We start from the raw sequence: 17,207 nt of genomic DNA on the forward strand, positions 1-17,207 counted from the left end.
GCCGCCACGTCACGGGGAAGTCAACGAATCCAAGGGTCAGGTGGTATTTCTACCTAACTTGCTTTCTTGGTGGTCTTCTTGGCAGCAGCTTTCTTCTTGGGGGCTGCCTTTTTCTTTGTGCCTTTCTTGGCCGCGCGTTCATTGACCAGTTCGATGGCCATTTCCTGGGTCACATCCTCGGGTTTGATGTCTTTGGGGATCGTCGCGTTGACCTTTTCCCATTTCACATACGGTCCATAGCGCCCGTCCAGTACCTGCATCGCGCCGCCATCGGGATGGTCGCCCAGCTCTTTCAGCGGCTTCGCGGCCGCCCGACGTCCGCGACCTGGATTGGCGCGTTTTTCGGCCAACAGTTCGACGGCGCGGTTCATGCCGATCTCAAACACATCGTTCGGGTCTTTGAGGTTGGCGTAGACAGGCTTTGCCTCGTCGGCAAACTGATGCATTAGATAAGGTCCAAAGCGACCAAAGTTCGAACTGATCATGCCGCCTCCGGGGTGCTCGCCGATCTGACGAGGCAAGGACAGAAGCGTCAGAGCTTTCTCCAGATCCATGTCGTCTTTGCTCCAGCCACGGGGCAGGGACGCACGAGGAGGCTTCTTGTTTTCAGGCGTGGGCTCTCCGCGCTGGACATATGGCCCAAATCGACCGGATTTCAGCCAGATCTCATCGCCCCCATCTTCGCCCAGCAAACGCTCGTCACCTTCCGCGCCCTCACCAGCGATCGGACGGGTATAAGTGCACTCAGGATAGTTGCCACAACCGACAAACCCGCCGGTGCGCGAAGTTTTCAGATGTAACTGCCCAACACCGCATTTCGGGCAAATGCGCGGGTCCGAGCCATCTTCACGCGGCGGATACAGCTGCGGTGCCAGCGCTTCGTCCAGCTTGTCCAGCACTTCCGAGATACGCAGCTCCGATGTCTCACCAATCGCGGCAGAGAAATCGCGCCAGAACTTTCCCAGCAGATCCTTATAGTCGCGTTCACCTGCGCTGACGTCGTCAAGCTCTTCTTCCAGATTGGCGGTGAACTCGTAGCCCACATACTGGCGAAAGAAATTCAGCAGGAAGATGGTGACGATTCGGCCCTTTTCTTCGGGGATCAGCCGATTCTTGTCTTTACGTACATATTCACGATCCTGAATCGTGGTGACAATCGAGGCATAGGTCGACGGACGCCCGATCCCCAGCTCTTCCATCCGTTTGACCAGCGTCGCCTCTGTATAGCGCGGGGGCGGTTGGGTGTGATGCTGCAGCGCCAGAACGGATTCGTTCTCGGCCAGAATGGCGGCCTTTTCCGAGTCGGCGGTGGCCTTGGCAAACTGATCACGCAGCGAGGTCTTGGCAAAACGTGCGGGATCGCCCTGCATGATCTGTGGCAAGCGCTTGTCGTCATCGTCGACCACGTCATCGCGGCCTTCTTCGTAAACGCGCATGAAGCCATCGAACAGCACCACCTGACCGGTGGCGCGCAGGCCAACCTGACCGTCCGTGCTGGTAATCTCGACAGTCGTGCGTTCAAGCCGTGCGGCAGCCATCTGACAGGCAATGGTGCGTTTCCAGATCAGATCATAAAGCTTGCGCTGATCCTCATCGGTCACCTTCAGCGCCTTAGCATCGCGCGACATATCTGTCGGGCGAATACACTCGTGTGCTTCCTGAGCGTTCTTGGCCTTGTTTTTGTACATGCGCGGGCTGTCTGGCACGTATTCCGCACCATAACGGTCGGCGATTGCATCGCGCGCTGCCGCCACGGCCTCGGGGGCCATGTCGATACCGTCGGTTCGCATGTAGGTAATGTATCCGGCCTCATACAGCCGCTGGGCCACCTGCATCGCATGGCGTGCGCCCATGCCGAACTTGCGGCTGGCTTCTTGCTGTAAGGTCGACGTCATGAACGGGGCAGAGGGGTTGCGCGCGGCAGGCTTGGCCTCGACCGATGTCACGCTCAGATCACGGCTGGTGATCGCCTGAACCGCCAGCTCAGCCTGCGTTGCGTTGGCCAGATCGTGCTTGTCCAGTTTCTTGCCTGCCAGCGTGACTAGACGCGCCTCGTAGGTTTGTCCCCTAGGCGTCTCGAACACAGCCTTGACCGACCAGTATTCGACCGGCTTGAAGGCTTCGATCTCCATCTCGCGTTCGACGATGAGGCGCAGGCAGACCGATTGCACGCGCCCCGCTGAACGGGCACCCGGCAACTTGCGCCACAGAACGGGCGACAGGTTGAACCCTACCAGATAGTCCAGCGCGCGGCGGGCCAGATAGGCCTCGACCAGCGGCATATCGACCTCACGCGGGTTCTGCATCGCCTCGGTCACGGCGTCCTTGGTGATCGCGTTGAACGTCACGCGGCTGACTGGCGTGTCCTTCTTGATCGAACGCCGCTTGGTCAGCGCTTCTTGGAGGTGCCAGCTGATTGCCTCGCCTTCGCGATCAGGGTCAGTCGCGAGGATCAGTGCGTTGTCTTCTTTCAGAGCGTCGGCGATCGCCTTGACATGCTTACGGCTGTCATTGCCGACCTCCCATTTCATTGAAAATTCATGCTCGGGATCGACCGACCCATCCTTCGGCGGCAGGTCCCGCACATGGCCATATGAGGCCAAAACGGTGTAGTCGGGGCCAAGATACTTATTAATCGTTTTTGCTTTGGCCGGAGATTCTACAACAACTACGGGCATTTAAGAGGAATCCTCGCTCGACGGATTTTGCGCTTTGTATGACCGTGCAAAATGTGTGGGGCAAGATCGAATTGTCAATGCGTTCGTTTTCACTACTAAAAATACTCTGAATTCAAGCCGGTTCTGGCCGCACCGCTCGCGAAATCCGGCGTCGAATCCGTTCGATAGCTTAGGCGCAAAGTGACAGCAGGCCGCCTGGTTGCCGCTGAATCTTGCCCTCAAGCTCCAGATCGACCAACACAGGGCCGACTTCGCCCGCAGATGCCGCGATGTCCCGGATCAACTGGTCTTCCGCGATCGGAGATGGGCCAAGTCGAGTCAGAATCGCCTCGTGCAAGGCTTGGGGCGTGATTTCGGCTGTGTCTGCCTCGGGTCCAAGGGGTAGGATTTGTTGGGCGGAGGATTGTAGCTGTTGCTTGGGCAAAGCATCAATCACGTCTTCTGCATTGCGGACGAGTATAGCCCCGTCTCGGATCAGCAGATTGCATCCTGCCGCGCGGGCGTCAAAGGGATGGCCGGGCACGGCCAGAACCTCGCGCCCTTGGTCCAGGGCGTCCCGCGCGGTGATCAAGCTGCCGGATTTCGCCGCGGCCTCGACAACGACCACTGCCTGCGCCAGACCCGAGATAATGCGATTGCGGCGCGGAAAATGTCGTGCCTGAGGTGTTGTGCCCATCGGTTGTTCAGACAGGCGAAGACCGGTTTCTGCGATATCTCGCGCAAGATCGGCATTTTCGGCCGGATAAATCACATCTACCCCACCTGCTAACACTGCCACAGTACCGGTCGCCAACGTGGCGAGGTGCGCCGAGGTGTCAATGCCGCGGGCAAGCCCCGAGACCACGACATAGTCTTGCTTACCCAGATCCGTCGCCAACGCCCGCGCCATGCGCGCGCCCAGCGAAGAACAGTTCCGTGCCCCGACCATGGCAATTGCCCGGCGTTTCAAGATCGACGGATCGCCGATTGCCCAAAGCATCGGGGGCGCATCCGAAAGGTCACATAACGCGTAAGGGTAATCGGCGGCCCCAAGGCACAAAATCCGCGCTTTGGCGACCTTTGCGGCCTTGAGCTCCGCCTCAATTACGCCGGGCGGGCAGATTTCATAATCCTCGATCCCGGCAGCGCGCGCCATTTCCGGCAACGCGGCCAGCGCGTTCTGCGCCGAGCCATGTTCGCGCAATAAGCGCCGGAATGTTGCCGGCCCTACTTTGCGTGAGCGCAACAGACGGAGCCAGGAAAACCGGTCCTCTTCCGTGGTGGGTGGGAGTGGGGGGTGATTGGAAGAAAGCTGCTCTTCGGTCATCCGATGCTCCGCCTGATTGCAAAACTGGTTTACGGTGCAGCGGGTTAACAGCCTGTGAATCTTAGAAAATTAGATCGGTATTTTTCGAACCCATCCCTCGGAGAGATGATTATGTCATTGAAAGAAAGAAAGAAAATTCGTGCGAATTATCTTGGCTCACATATCCATGGATGAGTTTTTGATTTGACGCGAAGGGTAGTGTGTTAACTCTTCGCGCCTTGATTCTTCTTTTGAGCCGACTCAGGTGGCAGAGCCGCCCACGGTCAGCCCATCCATCAAAACGGTAGGTTGGCCGACACCGACCGGCACCCATTGCCCATCCTTTCCACATGTGCCCATGCCGGGATCCAGCGCCATGTCATTGCCCAGTCCCCGAATGCGTTTTAGCGCCGAGGGGCCGTCGCCAATCAGCGTCGCGCCTTTGACCGGAGCGCCGATCTTGCCGTTCTCGACACGATATGCCTCGGTGCAGGAGAACACGAACTTGCCGTTGGTGATGTCGACCTGGCCACCGCCGAAGCCCACAGCCCAGATGCCGTCTTTGATATCTGCCACCAACGAGGCCGGATCGGCATCGCCACCCAACATGATTGTGTTGGTCATGCGCGGCATCGGTTTATGGGCATAGCTTTGACGCCGGCCGTTCCCGGTTGGAGCAACGCCCATCAGGCGTGCGTTCTGGCGGTCCTGCATATATCCGGTGAGGATTCCATCCTCGATCAGAACTGTACGCGAACTGGGTGTACCCTCGTCATCCACTGATATCGAACCGCGTCGGTCTGCAATCGTCCCATCATCCACGACTGTTACACCTTTCGAAGCGATCTGCTGCCCCATCAGCCCGGCAAAAGCGGAACTGCCCTTGCGGTTGAAATCACCTTCAAGCCCGTGGCCGATGGCCTCGTGCAAAAGAATACCGGGCCATCCGGGGCCCAACGCGACTTCCATCACGCCGGCAGGTGCAGGGACGGCATCCAGATTGACCATCGCGATCCGCAGAGCCTCACGCGCCTTATCTTGCCAGTCTGAGGGATCGATCAAGCCATCCAGCCCAACACGTCCGCCACCACCGGCAGAGCCGCTTTCGCGCCTGCCGTTCTGTTCTACGATAACCGAGATGTTCAGGCGGGTCATCGGGCGTATATCGCGCACCTGCACACCATCGGGGCGAAGAATCTCGACCTCCTGCACTGCAGCGGCAATCGTGGCGCTGACTTGCACAACCCGGGAATCCAGATCACGGGTAAAAGCGTCTATCTCGCGCAGTGTCTCGATTTTGACCGGGAAGGCGGCGGATTCGATCGGGTCTTCATCGGTATATAACCTGGTATTGGTGGCACGTGGTGGCCCGGCCAGCGTCCCACCACCATCGCCGACCGCCAACCGCGCGGTTTCGGCTGCACGCTTCAGAGAGGGAATCGAAACATCCGTTGAATGCGCGTATCCAGCCACTTCACCCTGCACCGCGCGAAGACCGAATCCCTCGGAAGCGTCGTAAGAGGCCGTGCGTAATCGGCCGTCATCAAACACCAAAGATTCGGATTTGCGCCGTTCTACGAACAGTTCCCCATCCTCGGCGCCATCAGTTGCAGCCTTCAGTACAGCAAGCGCTTCATCCTTGGGAAGAACGCTTTCAAACGGGCGAAACGGGGCCTGAGTCATCAGTTGTGACCTTTCGGGTTTGATCCAGATCAAAAATAGCGTCTGTTTGACGCAAGCATTTTGCTTTATCTACCCGACGGAATATGGTTTTTAACGCGGCCAAAGACAACGGGAGAGGTGCGACCGATTCACACCTTTTCGCGAGAGACGCAAAGATCAAACGATCAGGACAGAAAATGAAGAATGCTTTGATGCTTTCCGGGCTTGCTACGGCCCTCTCCAGCCTTCCCGCCATGGCTCAGGAGCTTGAGATTATTGGCAAGCCGGTTGACGGCGGCATGGGGTTCCAGCCTGCTGCCACCAGCCTTGCCGAAGGGATTCAGTCGCTGGACAACATGATTCTGGTGATCATCACCGCGATCTGTGTGTTTGTTGCGGGTCTGCTGGTTTACTGCATCGTACGCTACAACCAGCGCGTAAACCCGAACCCGGCTCGGTTCTCGCATTACACTCCGGTTGAGATTGCATGGACATTGGGCCCGATCCTGATTCTGGTCTTCATCGGAGCGTTCTCGCTACCGGTTCTGTTCAAACAGCAGGAAATTCCTGAAGGCGACATCACCATCAAAGTCGTGGGGAACCAGTGGTACTGGACCTACGAATATGTCGATCATGACTTTGCCTTCGATAGCTATCTTCTGGGCCACCCGGCCACCCTCGACGAGGGCGCGCGCCCGGCGGATGCCGACGTAACACCGTTTGTTCTGGACGATGCGATGCGGGCGAAGCTGGCCGATGCAGGCTATGGCGAAGACGAATGGCTGCTCGCCACCGACACCGCGGTCGTTGTTCCGGTCGGCAAGATTGTCGTGATGCAGGTTACTGCATCGGACGTGATCCATTCCTGGACCATTCCTTCGTTCGGCGTGAAGCAGGACGGCGTTCCTGGTCGTCTGGCCGAACTGTGGTTCGAAGCAGACAAGGAAGGCGTCTATTTCGGACAGTGCTCTGAGCTGTGCGGTAAAGACCATGCCTATATGCCAATCACTGTCAAAGTGGTCAGCGAAGAGGCATATGAACAGTGGCTGCAGGGCGCGCTTGAAGAATATGCAGGTCAGCCTGCTTCCTACCAAGTGGCCTCGAACTAAGCCCTTTGCGGCCTAGATAAACACATGCGAGCTGCGCGGAAATCGCGCAGCTTTTGCCCCGAAAAGGACCGGATATGAGCGACGCAAGCTTCAATGCCAGCACCGTCTCTGCGCAGACCCGCGCGGACGAGGCCAGCTTTGGCGATTATTTCGCCCTGCTGAAGCCGCGCGTGATGTCGCTGGTCGTATTCACGGCTTTGGTCGGACTGCTTGCGGCTCCGGTTCCGATACATCCATTTGTTGGCTTCTGCGCCATCCTGTTCATCGCTATTGGTGGCGGTGCATCCGGCGCGCTGAACATGTGGTGGGACGCGGATATCGACCGCGTGATGAAGCGCACCAAAGGCCGTCCAATCCCCTCTGGCAAAGTTGAAGAAGGCGAGGCATTGGCGCTGGGTCTGGCTCTGTCTGGCCTGTCCGTGATTATGCTGGGTTTGGCAACCAACTGGTTTGCAGGGGCGTTTCTGGCCTTCACTATTTTCTTCTATGTTGTCGTCTACACGATGTGGCTGAAACGCTCGACGCCTCAGAACATCGTCATTGGTGGTGCCGCGGGAGCGTTCCCGCCGGTCATCGGATGGGTCGCGGCCACTGGCTCGATGACGCTCGAACCGTGGTTGATGTTTGCCCTGACATTCATGTGGACACCTCCGCATTTCTGGGCGTTGGCCTTGTTCATGCGCTCGGACTATGACGATGCCGGGGTGCCGATGTTGACCGTCACCCATGGTCGACGCGCGACGCGCTGGCATATTCTGGTTTATGCCGCGTTGCTGGCGTTGCTGGCGGTGGGGACTGCGTTCTCGGATATCGGAGGCCCGATTTATCTAGTTGTTGCGCTGGTTCTGAATGGCTTGTTTCTGCGGGGGGCCTGGCAGATTTCTCGTCGAAACGAAGACGATTCGGAGGCCGACAACTTCAAGGTCGAACGCAGTTTCTTCAAACTGTCGCTGCTGTACCTGTTTCTGCATTTCGGCGCGATCCTCGTCGAGGCCCTGTTGAAACCTTACGGATTAGGAGGCTGGTCATGAGCCTGCGCAAAACTCACGAACTTCACCAAAGACGGTTCAGCCGCAATCTGGGCGTCGGCCTGACACTGGCCGCGTTCATCGTGATCATCTTCGGCCTGACAGTCGTCAAGGTCTCGAACACAGATTTTAGTCTGGCGACGCAGCAGGTGCAGAACTGATGAAGTTGACGGGGCCACAGAAAACGGTCGCGCAACTGGTCGGCGTCGTCGTCCTTATGGGCGGTTTGGCATGGGCAGCGGTGCCGTTTTATAATTGGTTCTGCCGGGTCACGGGGTATGGAGGGACCACGGGGGTTGCCGAGAAAGCCCCTGATGACATACTCGACCAAGTGGTGACGGTCCGATTTGATGCCTCCAAGGCCAAGGGTATGCCGTGGGAATTCAAGCCCGTCGAACGCGAGATGAAAATACGTATCGGTGAGACAGGTCTGGCGTTCTACGAAGCGTACAACCCAACCGACAAGCCCGTCGCAGGGCAGGCGTCCTACAACGTGGCGCCCTATTCCGCCGGGGGGTATTTTCAGAAAATCGCCTGTTTCTGCTTCGATGAACAGGTGTTGGAGCCGGGTGAGCGAGTCGAGATGCCCGTTACGTTCTTCGTCGATCCCGAACTGATCGAAGATCCCGAAGCAAAATATGTGCATACGATCACGCTGTCGTATACATTCTATGAGATTGATCTGCCCGAGGGCTATGCCGCCCTTGACGTGCAGGCTGAGACAAACAAGAACTAACGCCTGTAGGTGAGGGACGCTGATGGCACACGCAAAAGACCATGATTACCACATTCTGAACCCGTCAATCTGGCCACTGATCGGCGCGGTAAGCGGATTTGTGATGCTGTTCGGGGCCGTTCTTTGGATGCACGGGATCACCCCGTGGATCTTCTGGATGGGGCTGGTCGGGGTTCTTTATACCATGTTTGCATGGTGGTCCGAAGTCGTGGTCGAAAGCCGTCAGGGCGATCATACGCCGGTCGTGCGTATCGGCCTGCGCTATGGCTTTATCCTGTTCGTGATGTCCGAGGTGATGTTCTTCTTCGCCTGGTTCTGGTCGTTCTTCAAACATCGCATGTATCCGATGTACGACTATGCCGGTACTGAATACATCCAGCCGGATATCCACGCCGTTGATCCGTTCCACCTGCCACTGATCAACACTTTGGTCCTGTTGCTGTCAGGTTGTGCGATTACTTGGGCCCACCACGCGCTTGTTCATGACAATGACCGCAAGGCGCTGATCAATGGTCTGGCCATTGGTATCGTTCTGGGCATCGCCTTTACTGCGCTTCAGGCGTTTGAATACTATGAGTTACTGGCCCATGAGGGTTGGGAGTTCGGTGGCGATCAGTTCTATTCGAACTTCTTCATGGCAACCGGTTTCCACGGCGCGCATGTGATTATCGGCACCATCTTCCTGTCGGTCTGTCTGATCCGCGCCCTGAAGGGGGACTTTACGCCCGAGAAACACGTCGGTTTCGAGGCTGCCGCTTGGTACTGGCACTTCGTTGACGTCGTCTGGCTGTTCCTGTTTTTCGCCGTCTACATTTGGGGTCAGGCCCCGCTGATGTAACGCCACGCAGGTGATCCAATTGCAAAAGCCGCCCCACGGGGCGGCTTTTTCTCAATCAGGGGCGCAAGATTGCGCCCCATACAATTACATGGTTGCACTTCGGTTCACGTGCCCCTTAACAAGGCGCCGGTTCCCGCAACAAGGTCTGATCCCAATATGCGTCGCATTCTGTTTCTGCTGATCTTCGGCCTTGCCGGTCTGGGCCTGCTGCTGTCGCTGGGCATTTGGCAACTGCAGCGGCTGACCTGGAAACAGGAGGTGCTGGCCGAGATCGAAAGCCGCATCGCTGCCGATCCTGTCGCCTTGCCAGTGCAGGTGTCCGAAGATGCGGACAAATACCTGCCGGTGACGGTCACAGGCGAGATCGAACCGGGCGAGATCCACGTTTTGGTTTCGGTCAAGCAGGTGGGGCCGGGGTATCGGATCATCCAGTCCTTTACCACCGACGACCGGACTATTCTGGTGGATCGCGGCTTTGTGCCGACCACAGCCAAGCAGGCTGTTCGCCTGACTGGCCCGATGGAAATCACCGGCAACCTGCACTGGCCCGATGAAGTTGATGGCTACACGCCTGACGCAGATATTGACGGCAACATCTGGTTCGCCCGTGATGTGCCCAATCTGGCCGCCGCGTTGGGGGCTGAGCCTGTGTTGCTGATTGCTCGCTCGGAAACCGATCCGAATGTAACGCCAATGCCGGTGGATACGGCGGGCATCCCCAACGATCATTTGCAATATGCAATCATCTGGTTTGGTCTTGCTCTGGTCTGGGCCGCAATGACCGGATACTTCCTGTGGCGCAGCCGTGCCAATTCCGAAAGTGACGCGACATGAAATACATCTCGACCCGCGGGCAGGCGCCCGAACTGACCTTTGAAGAGGCGATGCTGACCGGACTGGCCCGCGATGGTGGTCTGTACTTGCCCGCTGAAATTCCGGTGATGTCGCAGGGCGAAATTGCTGCGTTGGCTGGCCTGTCCTATGAAGAAATCGCATTCCGCGTGATGTGGCCTTATGTGAGCGGCTCGTTCTCTGATGATGAGTTCAAAAAGATCATAGCGCGCGCTTATGAGGGCTTCGGCCATGACGCCCGCGCGCCCTTGAAGCAGCTGAACGAGAACCATTTTCTGCTGGAGCTGTTTCACGGACCCACGCTGGCCTTCAAAGATTTCGCCATGCAGCTAATCGGCCAGCTGTTCCAGGTCGCGCTCAAACGGCGGGAAGATCGCGTTACCATTGTCGGCGCGACGAGCGGTGACACCGGTTCAGCCGCCATCGAGGCGTTCCGTGGCCTGGATGCGGTGGATGTGTTCATCCTGTTCCCACATGGCCGTGTTTCAGAAGTGCAGCGCCGTCAGATGACTACGCCTGCAGACAGTAATGTGCACGCTTTGGCGGTAGACGGCGATTTCGATGACTGTCAGGCCGCGCTCAAAGACATGTTCAACGACTTTGATTTCCGCGACGGTGTGAAACTTGCAGGCGTCAATTCGATCAACTTCGCCCGCGTGTTGGCACAGATCGTTTACTATTTCTCCGCCGCCGTCAGCCTCGGCGCGCCACATCGCAAGGTCAGCTTCACCGTGCCGACGGGGAATTTCGGCGATATCTTCGCAGGCTATCTGGCCAAACGCATGGGGCTGCCCATCGATCGTCTGGTGGTGGCGACCAACCAGAACGACATTCTGCATCGCTGTCTCTCGGGCGAGGGATATTTCAAGGGCGATACGATCCCCTCAATCAGCCCTTCGATGGATATTCAGGTTAGCTCGAACTTTGAGCGCGCACTGTACTACGCCTATGGCGAAGATGGTGGCGCAGTCGCTCAGTTGATGGACGAACTCAAGAGCGGAGGCTTCAATGTCAGCCAAGGCGCAATGGAGGCTCTGCGAGAAAGCTTTGACTCGGGCCGCGTTTCTGAGGACGAGACGCTTGAGACGATCAGGCGCACGATGGTCCACAGCGCCGAGTTGGTTTGTCCGCACACCGCCGTTGGGATCAAAGTGGCTGAAGACCACCGCGCTGCCGATGTGCCCATGATCACGCTCGCAACCGCGCATCCCGCGAAGTTCCCGGCGGCGGTCGAGAAGGCAAGCGGCGAACATCCGCCTCTTCCATCCCGCATGTCTGATCTGTATGAACGTCCAGAACGGGTGACCCGCGTTGCGAACGATCTGGGTGCCCTTGAGGATCATATCAGAAGGCATATTGCTGAGTGACAGTCAGACAGGACCAACTGAAGAACGGATTTCGTATCGTCAGTGAACATATGCCGGGGCTGCAATCTGCGGCCATCGGCATCTGGGTAACCGCCGGTGGTCGGCACGAGCGGATCGAGCAGAACGGTATCGCGCATTTCCTTGAGCATATGGCGTTCAAGGGAACCCAGCGGCGTTCTGCGCTGCAAATCGCCGAAGCGATCGAGGATGTGGGCGGGTACATCAACGCCTATACCTCGCGCGAAGTTACGGCCTATTATGCACGCGTACTGAAGGACGATGTGGCGCTGGCCATGGACGTGATCGGCGACATCGTCCTGAACCCGGTATTCGACCCGCGCGAGATCGAGGTCGAGCGCGGAGTGATCCTGCAAGAGATTGGTCAGGCCTATGATACGCCGGACGATGTAATCTTTGACTGGCTGCAAGAGCAGAGCTATCACGACCAACCCCTTGGCCGCACCATTCTGGGCCCGACCGAGCGCGTCAGTGCGTTTTCCCGCGAGGACTTGTCTGGTTTCGTGGCCGAACACTACGGGCCGGAACAGATGATCCTGTCTGCAGCTGGAGCTGTGGACCACGATGCGCTTATGAAACTGGCCGAAGAGATGTTCGGCCACCTGCAGCCGCGCAAGGGTCTGATCCCCGACGCTGCGCGGTTCACTGGTGGTGAGGCGCGGCAGGAGAAAGAACTGGAGCAGGCGCATTTCGCGCTGGCGCTGGAAAGTCCGGGCTATCGCGATGATGCGATCTATACGGCCCAGATTTACTCGACCGCTCTGGGTGGAGGCATGTCCTCGCGCCTGTTTCAGGAAGTGCGCGAAACGCGCGGGCTTTGTTATACGATCTTTGCTCAGACCGGTGCTTATGCGGATACCGGTACGACAACGATTTACGCAGGCACCTCGGCCGATCAGGTGGGCGAATTGGCGACGATTACCATCGACGAGATGAAGCGCGCTGCCGAAGACATGAGCGCAGAAGAGGTTGCCCGTGCGCGGGCCCAGATGAAGGCCGGGATGCTGATGGGGCTGGAAAGCCCGTCGAACCGGGCCGAACGTCTGGCGCGGCTGGTGCAGATCTGGGGACGTGTGCCCTCGCTTGAGGACACCGTGGCCAAGATCGATGCGGTCAGCACCGAGGACGTGCGTGCCTTTGCCGAAGACATGGCAGTCAAAGCCCCTGCAGCGCTGGCGTTGTATGGGCCGGTCTCGGGCGCACCGACGCTGGTGGATCTGCAGGAGAGGCGTGCGGCGTGATGCTGTTAGGCAGACGCAAGCTGAAACTCGAAACCGAGCGCTTGACGCTGCGCCCGCCCATGCATTCCGACTTCAACGACTGGACCGCCCTGCGGCGTGCTTCAAAGGACTATCTGGTGCCGTGGGAGCCGGTTTGGGCCAAGGACCATCTGAGCCGCAAGTCGTTTACCAACCGGGTCTATTGGGCCCAGCGCTCAGTCGCGAGTGGAACGGCGATACCTCTGTTCCTGTTTCGTCGCACAGACAATATTCTGCTGGGGGCGATCACGTTGGACAATGTTCGCCGTGGTCCGGCGCAGGCTGGCACCTTGGGCTATTGGACCGGGCAGGCCTTTGCGCGTCAGGGGTTCATGCGCGAAGCAATTGGCGCCGTTGTTCATCACGCCTTCACCCGTCTGGATTTAAGCCGGATCGAGGCCGCGTGTTTGCCTGAGAACAAGGCCTCTCGCGGTCTGCTGGAAAGCTCAGGCTTCAAATACGAAGGCGTGGCGCAGTCTTATCTGCAGATCAATGGGCGCTGGCGAACACATGTTCTGTATGCCAGCCTAAGGTCCGATCGTCGGGGCAAGACTGAGGCAGGCTAGAGAGCTCTGCCGCCAGGCATGGCAAGCCTCCTGTCCTGGAGATATCCGTGGCCAGATCAACAAGGGCATGACTTGTTGGCCCATTGCGCTACACTTGCCCTATGTGGCGGTTTGTTGCGGGACTGATGATGATTGCAGGCGGGGCTGTGGCGCAGGAGCGGCGGCCTAGTCACTGTATCGCCATCGCAGATGCGGCACCGGGGATTGAATATCTTCACAAAGCGGCGTGGCAGGATCCCGTGCCCGAGTTTTCGGTTCGTATCAGCTATGTCGCGCATGCATCGTTTCTGATCCAGACACAGGGCGGGCTGAACGCGGTGACCGATTTCACCGGTTTTATCGGCGGCGCTGCGCTAATTCCTGACGTGGTCACAATGAACCATGCGCACAGCACCCACTGGACTGCCCATCCCGATCCGGCCATCCCGTATGTCTTGCCGGGCTGGGGCGAGTTCGGCGAAGGCATCGAGCACCATCTTGATCTGGGTGAGATGCTGATTCGCAATGTGTCGACCGATATCCGTTCGGCCTATGGCGGTATTGAAGATCGCGGAAACTCGATCTTTGTGTTCGAGGTCGAAGGGTTGTGCATCGGCCATCTGGGGCATCTGCATCACATTCCGTCGGATGAACAATTCGCTGCACTGGGTCGGCTGGATGTGGTCATGGCGGCGGTGGACGGAGGCACCACGATGCCCTTGCCCGAGATGGTTCAGGTTCTGAAACGCCTCAAAAGCTCGGTCATTATCCCGATGCATTGGTTCTCGGACTTTTCGCTCCAGCGGTTTTTGGTGGATATTCGGGATGAATTCCCGGTTGAACGGGATGGGGTGTCCGAGATTGTCGTCTCGTTGCGCACGCTGCCCGACAGGCCGACGGTTGTGGTGCTGGAGCCTCAGTACCTGATAGAGCTGGAATAGGGCTTGTCGCGGCCCGTGGCCTTTGGCAGGGAAGAGCCATGAAACTGAACCCTGCAGACAGCCGCCTTGCCGAAGCAATCAGAGCCCGATTGGGTGCTGACGTTTTGCGCCCGATTGCAGATCGTTACCTTGAAGAGCCGCGTCAGCGGTTTGTCGGGCAGCCCGGTTTGCTTGCCTTGCCACGCACTGTGGAAGATGTGTCGGCTCTGGTGCAATTGGCCGCAGACGCTCGGGTGCCTGTTGTCCCTTATGGCGGCGGCACCGGCCTGGTAGGAGGGCAGGTTGTTCCGGATGGTCCTGTCCCTTTGATCGTTTCCCTGGAACGGATGACGGCGATACGGGCGACTTACCCCACCGAGAACATACTTGTGGCCGAGGCCGGTGCCATTCTGGCCGACGTCCAGACTGCCGCTGAAGACGCGGACCGTCTATTTCCCCTGTCGCTGGCTGCGCAGGGTTCTTGCCGGATTGGCGGCAATCTGGCCACCAATGCGGGTGGCGTGAATGTGCTGCGCTATGGCAATGCGCGCGATCTGTGCCTGGGGCTTGAGGTGGTATTGCCCAGTGGTGAGATCTGGCATGGGCTTAGCCGGTTGCGTAAGGACAACACCGGTTATGACCTGCGTAACCTGATGATCGGGTCCGAAGGGACACTTGGCATAATTACGGCGGCGGCGTTGAAGCTGTTCCCGCGACCCAGGGGCGTTGGAACCGCAATGTTTCAGGTCTCCTCACCCGAGGCTGCCATTGATCTGTTGTCAGTGGCGCGGGATCAAGTGGGAGAAGCGGTCAGTACGTTTGAGTTGATCCATGGGCAGGGCCTCGAATTCCTGACCGAGGTTTTGCCCGACGTGCGGCAACCCTTTGCGGCAACACCGGAATGGAGTGTGTTGATCGAGCTGGGCTTGTCGGTCGGCCAAGACCCTTCGGACATGCTTGAGGCGATTTATGTCGCCGCTGATGAGCGCGATCTGGTCCGCGATGCGGTCATCGCGCAGAGCGAAGCACAGCGGTCCGAACTCTGGGCCGTGCGCGAGCGCATCCCCGAGGCCAACCGGCTGATCGGATCAGTTTCCAGCCATGATATCTCGGTCCCGATTTCCCGCATTCCAGAGTTCATTCGGCGCGGTGCGGATGTGGTGGCCGGGCAGGGGCCGTTTCGCGTAAACTGCTTTGGCCATCTGGGCGACGGTAATCTGCACTACAACGTATTTCCACCTGCCGGGCAGGACAAGGCGGAGTTTGTCGCACAGCGGGGCGCGGTCAAACGCGCGGTACATGATCTGGTTCATGAATTTGGTGGATCGGTCAGCGCCGAACACGGTGTCGGTCGGCTCAAGATAGATGATCTGGAACGCTATGGCGATCCGGTCAAGTTGCAGGCCATGAGGGCGATCAAAGCAGCGCTTGATCCTCAGGGGATTATGAACCCCGGGGCGGTTCTGGCCTAATAGACGCGCCCCGGACGTATACCGGGGCGCTGCGGTTCTTTACGACGCGGGCAGAATGACCTTGTCGATCACATGGATCACGCCGTTCTCGGCTTCGATATCGGCTTGCACAACGTTGGCATCATTCACCATGACGCCATTGTCGAGATCGATGGTGATATCTCCGCCCTGCACGGTGGCGGCGGTCATGTCATCGGACAGATCACCCGACATCACTTTGCCCGGGACAACGTGATAGGTCAGCACTGCGACCAACTGGTCCTTGTTTTCGGGCTTCAGAAGATTTTCGACCGTGCCCTCGGGGAGCGCTGCAAAAGCCTCATCCGTTGGGGCGAAAACGGTGAACGGCCCTTCGCCTTTCAGCGTTTCAACCAGTTCGGCGGCCTGAACGGCAGCGACGAGCGTTTCAAAACTGCCCGCGCCCACCGCAGTATCGACGATATCCTTGGCGTGCCCATCTGCCAAAGCAGAGGTGGTCAACAGAAGACTGGCAACTCCAGCAACAGCGAATTTGCGCAACATGACATGATTTCCCTTGTTGAGAATGCCCTAGGTGGCATCATTCGGGGTACGCAGTCAGGTCGCGACAAGATCACAGAATCCAGAGGCAACTGTTTCTTGAATGTGACCCCAATCGCGCTAAGCCTGCGGCGCACGCGATATCCAGTCACGAGTTTGTGAATTTTGTGGAGATCAGAGCCCTTCGAACTCGCACAGAACGTGCACGTCCATGCCCAAATCTTCCAGCGCTTTGCGACCACCCAATTCGGGCAGATCGATGATGAACGCGCATGAGATGATCTCGCCGCCCAGCCGTTCGATCAGCTTGATCCCCGCGGCGGCGGTGCCTCCGGTAGCCAGAAGATCATCAACGACCAGGATCTTCTCACCCGGCTGGATGGCGTCATCGTGAATTTCGACGATCGCCTCGCCATATTCCAGTTTGTAGTCCTGGCTGATCGTGGTGCCGGGCAGTTTGCCCTTTTTGCGGATCGGCACGAATCCAACGCTCAGCTGGTGGGCAATCGCACCGCCCAGAATGAAGCCGCGCGCCTCAAGGCCAACGACCTTGTCGATACGCTCACCCGCGTAAGGGTGCAACATCTGGTCAATTGCCATGCGGAACCCACGCGGGTCGGCAAACAGGGTGGTGACATCGCGGAACATGATCCCCTCATGCGGGAAATCGATGATGGTCCGAATGTAATCCTTGACCGTTTTGTTTCTGGACATGGGCCACCCCTTTGGCATCAAACACGCGCGGGGTATTTCGCCCATAAGGTGCGGTCATGCAAGAGAACTCTGGCCCCTGCGGCTACTTGCTGCGGCCGCGCATGGCGTTAGGCAGGCCGTAGTAGCGATACAGCGCGTTCGGAAGCCAGGATAGGTGCGGCTTGCGCCAGTTGCGTTGATCCCGAAGAAGAATGGCTTGCGCGAC

Annotated in this window: 16 protein-coding genes; 11 read left to right on the top strand and 5 right to left on the bottom strand. The window is 58.3% G+C overall.

The genetic code is table 11. From position 1 onward, the window contains the following. Nucleotides 1–53 precede the first annotated feature (53 nt). The 3 genes from topA to tldD form a co-directional block, all read right to left on the bottom strand. On the bottom strand, nucleotides 54–2,678 hold the full coding sequence (gene topA, locus ACR0DK_RS17050) for a type I DNA topoisomerase (RefSeq protein WP_480737271.1): 2,625 nt from the start codon (nucleotides 2,676–2,678) through the stop codon (nucleotides 54–56). Between the two features lie 169 nt (nucleotides 2,679–2,847). Continuing rightward, the gene (dprA, locus tag ACR0DK_RS17055) at nucleotides 2,848–3,984 is read right to left on the bottom strand and encodes a DNA-processing protein DprA (RefSeq protein ID WP_480737273.1); all 1,137 of its coding nucleotides are present in this window, start codon (nucleotides 3,982–3,984) and stop codon (nucleotides 2,848–2,850) included. A gap of 240 nt (nucleotides 3,985–4,224) precedes the next feature. Further along, nucleotides 4,225–5,646 (bottom strand): metalloprotease TldD, encoded by a 1,422-nt coding sequence (gene tldD / locus ACR0DK_RS17060; protein WP_480612760.1) that lies wholly within the window; start codon nucleotides 5,644–5,646, stop codon nucleotides 4,225–4,227. 176 nt (nucleotides 5,647–5,822) lie between these two features. On the opposite strand from tldD, the gene coxB reads away from it, so the two are divergent. The 11 genes from coxB (at nucleotide 5,823) to ACR0DK_RS17115 (ending at nucleotide 15,769) form a co-directional block, all read left to right on the top strand. Continuing rightward, nucleotides 5,823–6,734, top strand: a complete 912-nt coding sequence (gene coxB, locus ACR0DK_RS17065; protein ID WP_170397324.1) for a cytochrome c oxidase subunit II — start codon at nucleotides 5,823–5,825, stop codon at nucleotides 6,732–6,734. Nucleotides 6,735–6,808: 74 nt separating this feature from the next. Continuing rightward, entirely contained in the window at nucleotides 6,809–7,765 is a 957-nt protein-coding gene (cyoE, locus tag ACR0DK_RS17070; protein ID WP_480737275.1) for a heme o synthase, read from the top strand. Further along, nucleotides 7,762–7,923: a hypothetical protein gene (locus ACR0DK_RS17075; protein ID WP_170397320.1), complete on the top strand. Its 162-nt coding sequence runs from the start codon at nucleotides 7,762–7,764 to the stop codon at nucleotides 7,921–7,923. The genes cyoE and ACR0DK_RS17075 overlap by 4 nt, the downstream gene beginning before the upstream one ends. Continuing rightward, nucleotides 7,923–8,498, top strand: coding sequence for a cytochrome c oxidase assembly protein (locus ACR0DK_RS17080; RefSeq protein WP_170397318.1), 576 nt, complete (start codon nucleotides 7,923–7,925; stop codon nucleotides 8,496–8,498). The genes ACR0DK_RS17075 and ACR0DK_RS17080 overlap by 1 nt, the downstream gene beginning before the upstream one ends. Nucleotides 8,499–8,520: 22 nt before the next feature. Beyond that, the gene (locus ACR0DK_RS17085; protein WP_170397316.1) at nucleotides 8,521–9,336 is read left to right on the top strand and encodes a cytochrome c oxidase subunit 3; all 816 of its coding nucleotides are present in this window, start codon (nucleotides 8,521–8,523) and stop codon (nucleotides 9,334–9,336) included. 156 nt (nucleotides 9,337–9,492) lie between these two features. Then, on the top strand, nucleotides 9,493–10,170 hold the full coding sequence (locus tag ACR0DK_RS17090) for an SURF1 family protein (protein ID WP_480737278.1): 678 nt from the start codon (nucleotides 9,493–9,495) through the stop codon (nucleotides 10,168–10,170). Further along, nucleotides 10,167–11,555 carry a threonine synthase gene (gene thrC / locus ACR0DK_RS17095; RefSeq protein ID WP_170635467.1) on the top strand — a complete coding sequence of 463 codons (1,389 nt, stop codon included), beginning with the start codon at nucleotides 10,167–10,169 and terminating at the stop codon, nucleotides 11,553–11,555. Before ACR0DK_RS17090 ends, thrC begins: the two co-directional genes overlap by 4 nt. Continuing rightward, nucleotides 11,552–12,814, top strand: a complete 1,263-nt coding sequence (locus ACR0DK_RS17100; protein WP_170626462.1) for a M16 family metallopeptidase — start codon at nucleotides 11,552–11,554, stop codon at nucleotides 12,812–12,814. Before thrC ends, ACR0DK_RS17100 begins: the two co-directional genes overlap by 4 nt. Then, nucleotides 12,814–13,398 carry a GNAT family N-acetyltransferase gene (locus tag ACR0DK_RS17105; RefSeq protein ID WP_170397308.1) on the top strand — a complete coding sequence of 195 codons (585 nt, stop codon included), beginning with the start codon at nucleotides 12,814–12,816 and terminating at the stop codon, nucleotides 13,396–13,398. The genes ACR0DK_RS17100 and ACR0DK_RS17105 overlap by 1 nt, the downstream gene beginning before the upstream one ends. A gap of 128 nt (nucleotides 13,399–13,526) precedes the next feature. After that, a complete protein-coding gene (locus tag ACR0DK_RS17110) occupies nucleotides 13,527–14,318 on the top strand; it encodes an MBL fold metallo-hydrolase (protein WP_255612132.1) in 792 nt (263 codons plus the stop codon). A gap of 38 nt (nucleotides 14,319–14,356) precedes the next feature. Beyond that, nucleotides 14,357–15,769 (top strand): FAD-binding oxidoreductase, encoded by a 1,413-nt coding sequence (locus tag ACR0DK_RS17115; RefSeq protein WP_480737281.1) that lies wholly within the window; start codon nucleotides 14,357–14,359, stop codon nucleotides 15,767–15,769. Between the two features lie 39 nt (nucleotides 15,770–15,808). On the opposite strand, the gene ACR0DK_RS17120 is transcribed toward ACR0DK_RS17115, so the two are convergent. Both ACR0DK_RS17120 and ACR0DK_RS17125 read right to left on the bottom strand, forming a co-directional pair. Then, nucleotides 15,809–16,291 (bottom strand): fasciclin domain-containing protein, encoded by a 483-nt coding sequence (locus ACR0DK_RS17120; protein WP_170424274.1) that lies wholly within the window; start codon nucleotides 16,289–16,291, stop codon nucleotides 15,809–15,811. Between the two features lie 171 nt (nucleotides 16,292–16,462). Then, nucleotides 16,463–17,002 carry an adenine phosphoribosyltransferase gene (locus tag ACR0DK_RS17125; protein ID WP_480737283.1) on the bottom strand — a complete coding sequence of 180 codons (540 nt, stop codon included), beginning with the start codon at nucleotides 17,000–17,002 and terminating at the stop codon, nucleotides 16,463–16,465. Nucleotides 17,003–17,207: the final 205 nt, after the last annotated feature.

Source organism: Ruegeria sp. CE6 (assembly GCF_056537485.1).

Excerpts from the sequence above, each read along its gene's own strand:
- coxB (WP_170397324.1), top strand. The coding sequence starts at position 5,823 with ATGAAGAATGCTTTGATGCTTTCCGGGCTTGCTACGGCCCTCTCCAGC.
- ACR0DK_RS17075 (WP_170397320.1), top strand. The coding sequence starts at position 7,762 with ATGAGCCTGCGCAAAACTCACGAACTTCACCAAAGACGGTTCAGCCGC.
- ACR0DK_RS17105 (WP_170397308.1), top strand. The coding sequence starts at position 12,814 with ATGCTGTTAGGCAGACGCAAGCTGAAACTCGAAACCGAGCGCTTGACG.
- ACR0DK_RS17110 (WP_255612132.1), top strand. The coding sequence starts at position 13,527 with ATGATTGCAGGCGGGGCTGTGGCGCAGGAGCGGCGGCCTAGTCACTGT.
- ACR0DK_RS17080 (WP_170397318.1), top strand. The coding sequence starts at position 7,923 with ATGAAGTTGACGGGGCCACAGAAAACGGTCGCGCAACTGGTCGGCGTC.
- cyoE (WP_480737275.1), top strand. The coding sequence starts at position 6,809 with ATGAGCGACGCAAGCTTCAATGCCAGCACCGTCTCTGCGCAGACCCGC.
- dprA (WP_480737273.1), bottom strand. The coding sequence starts at position 3,984 with ATGACCGAAGAGCAGCTTTCTTCCAATCACCCCCCACTCCCACCCACC.
- ACR0DK_RS17115 (WP_480737281.1), top strand. The coding sequence starts at position 14,357 with ATGAAACTGAACCCTGCAGACAGCCGCCTTGCCGAAGCAATCAGAGCC.
- ACR0DK_RS17125 (WP_480737283.1), bottom strand. The coding sequence starts at position 17,002 with ATGTCCAGAAACAAAACGGTCAAGGATTACATTCGGACCATCATCGAT.
- ACR0DK_RS17090 (WP_480737278.1), top strand. The coding sequence starts at position 9,493 with ATGCGTCGCATTCTGTTTCTGCTGATCTTCGGCCTTGCCGGTCTGGGC.
- tldD (WP_480612760.1), bottom strand. The coding sequence starts at position 5,646 with ATGACTCAGGCCCCGTTTCGCCCGTTTGAAAGCGTTCTTCCCAAGGAT.
- thrC (WP_170635467.1), top strand. The coding sequence starts at position 10,167 with ATGAAATACATCTCGACCCGCGGGCAGGCGCCCGAACTGACCTTTGAA.
- ACR0DK_RS17085 (WP_170397316.1), top strand. The coding sequence starts at position 8,521 with ATGGCACACGCAAAAGACCATGATTACCACATTCTGAACCCGTCAATC.
- ACR0DK_RS17120 (WP_170424274.1), bottom strand. The coding sequence starts at position 16,291 with ATGTTGCGCAAATTCGCTGTTGCTGGAGTTGCCAGTCTTCTGTTGACC.
- topA (WP_480737271.1), bottom strand. The coding sequence starts at position 2,678 with ATGCCCGTAGTTGTTGTAGAATCTCCGGCCAAAGCAAAAACGATTAAT.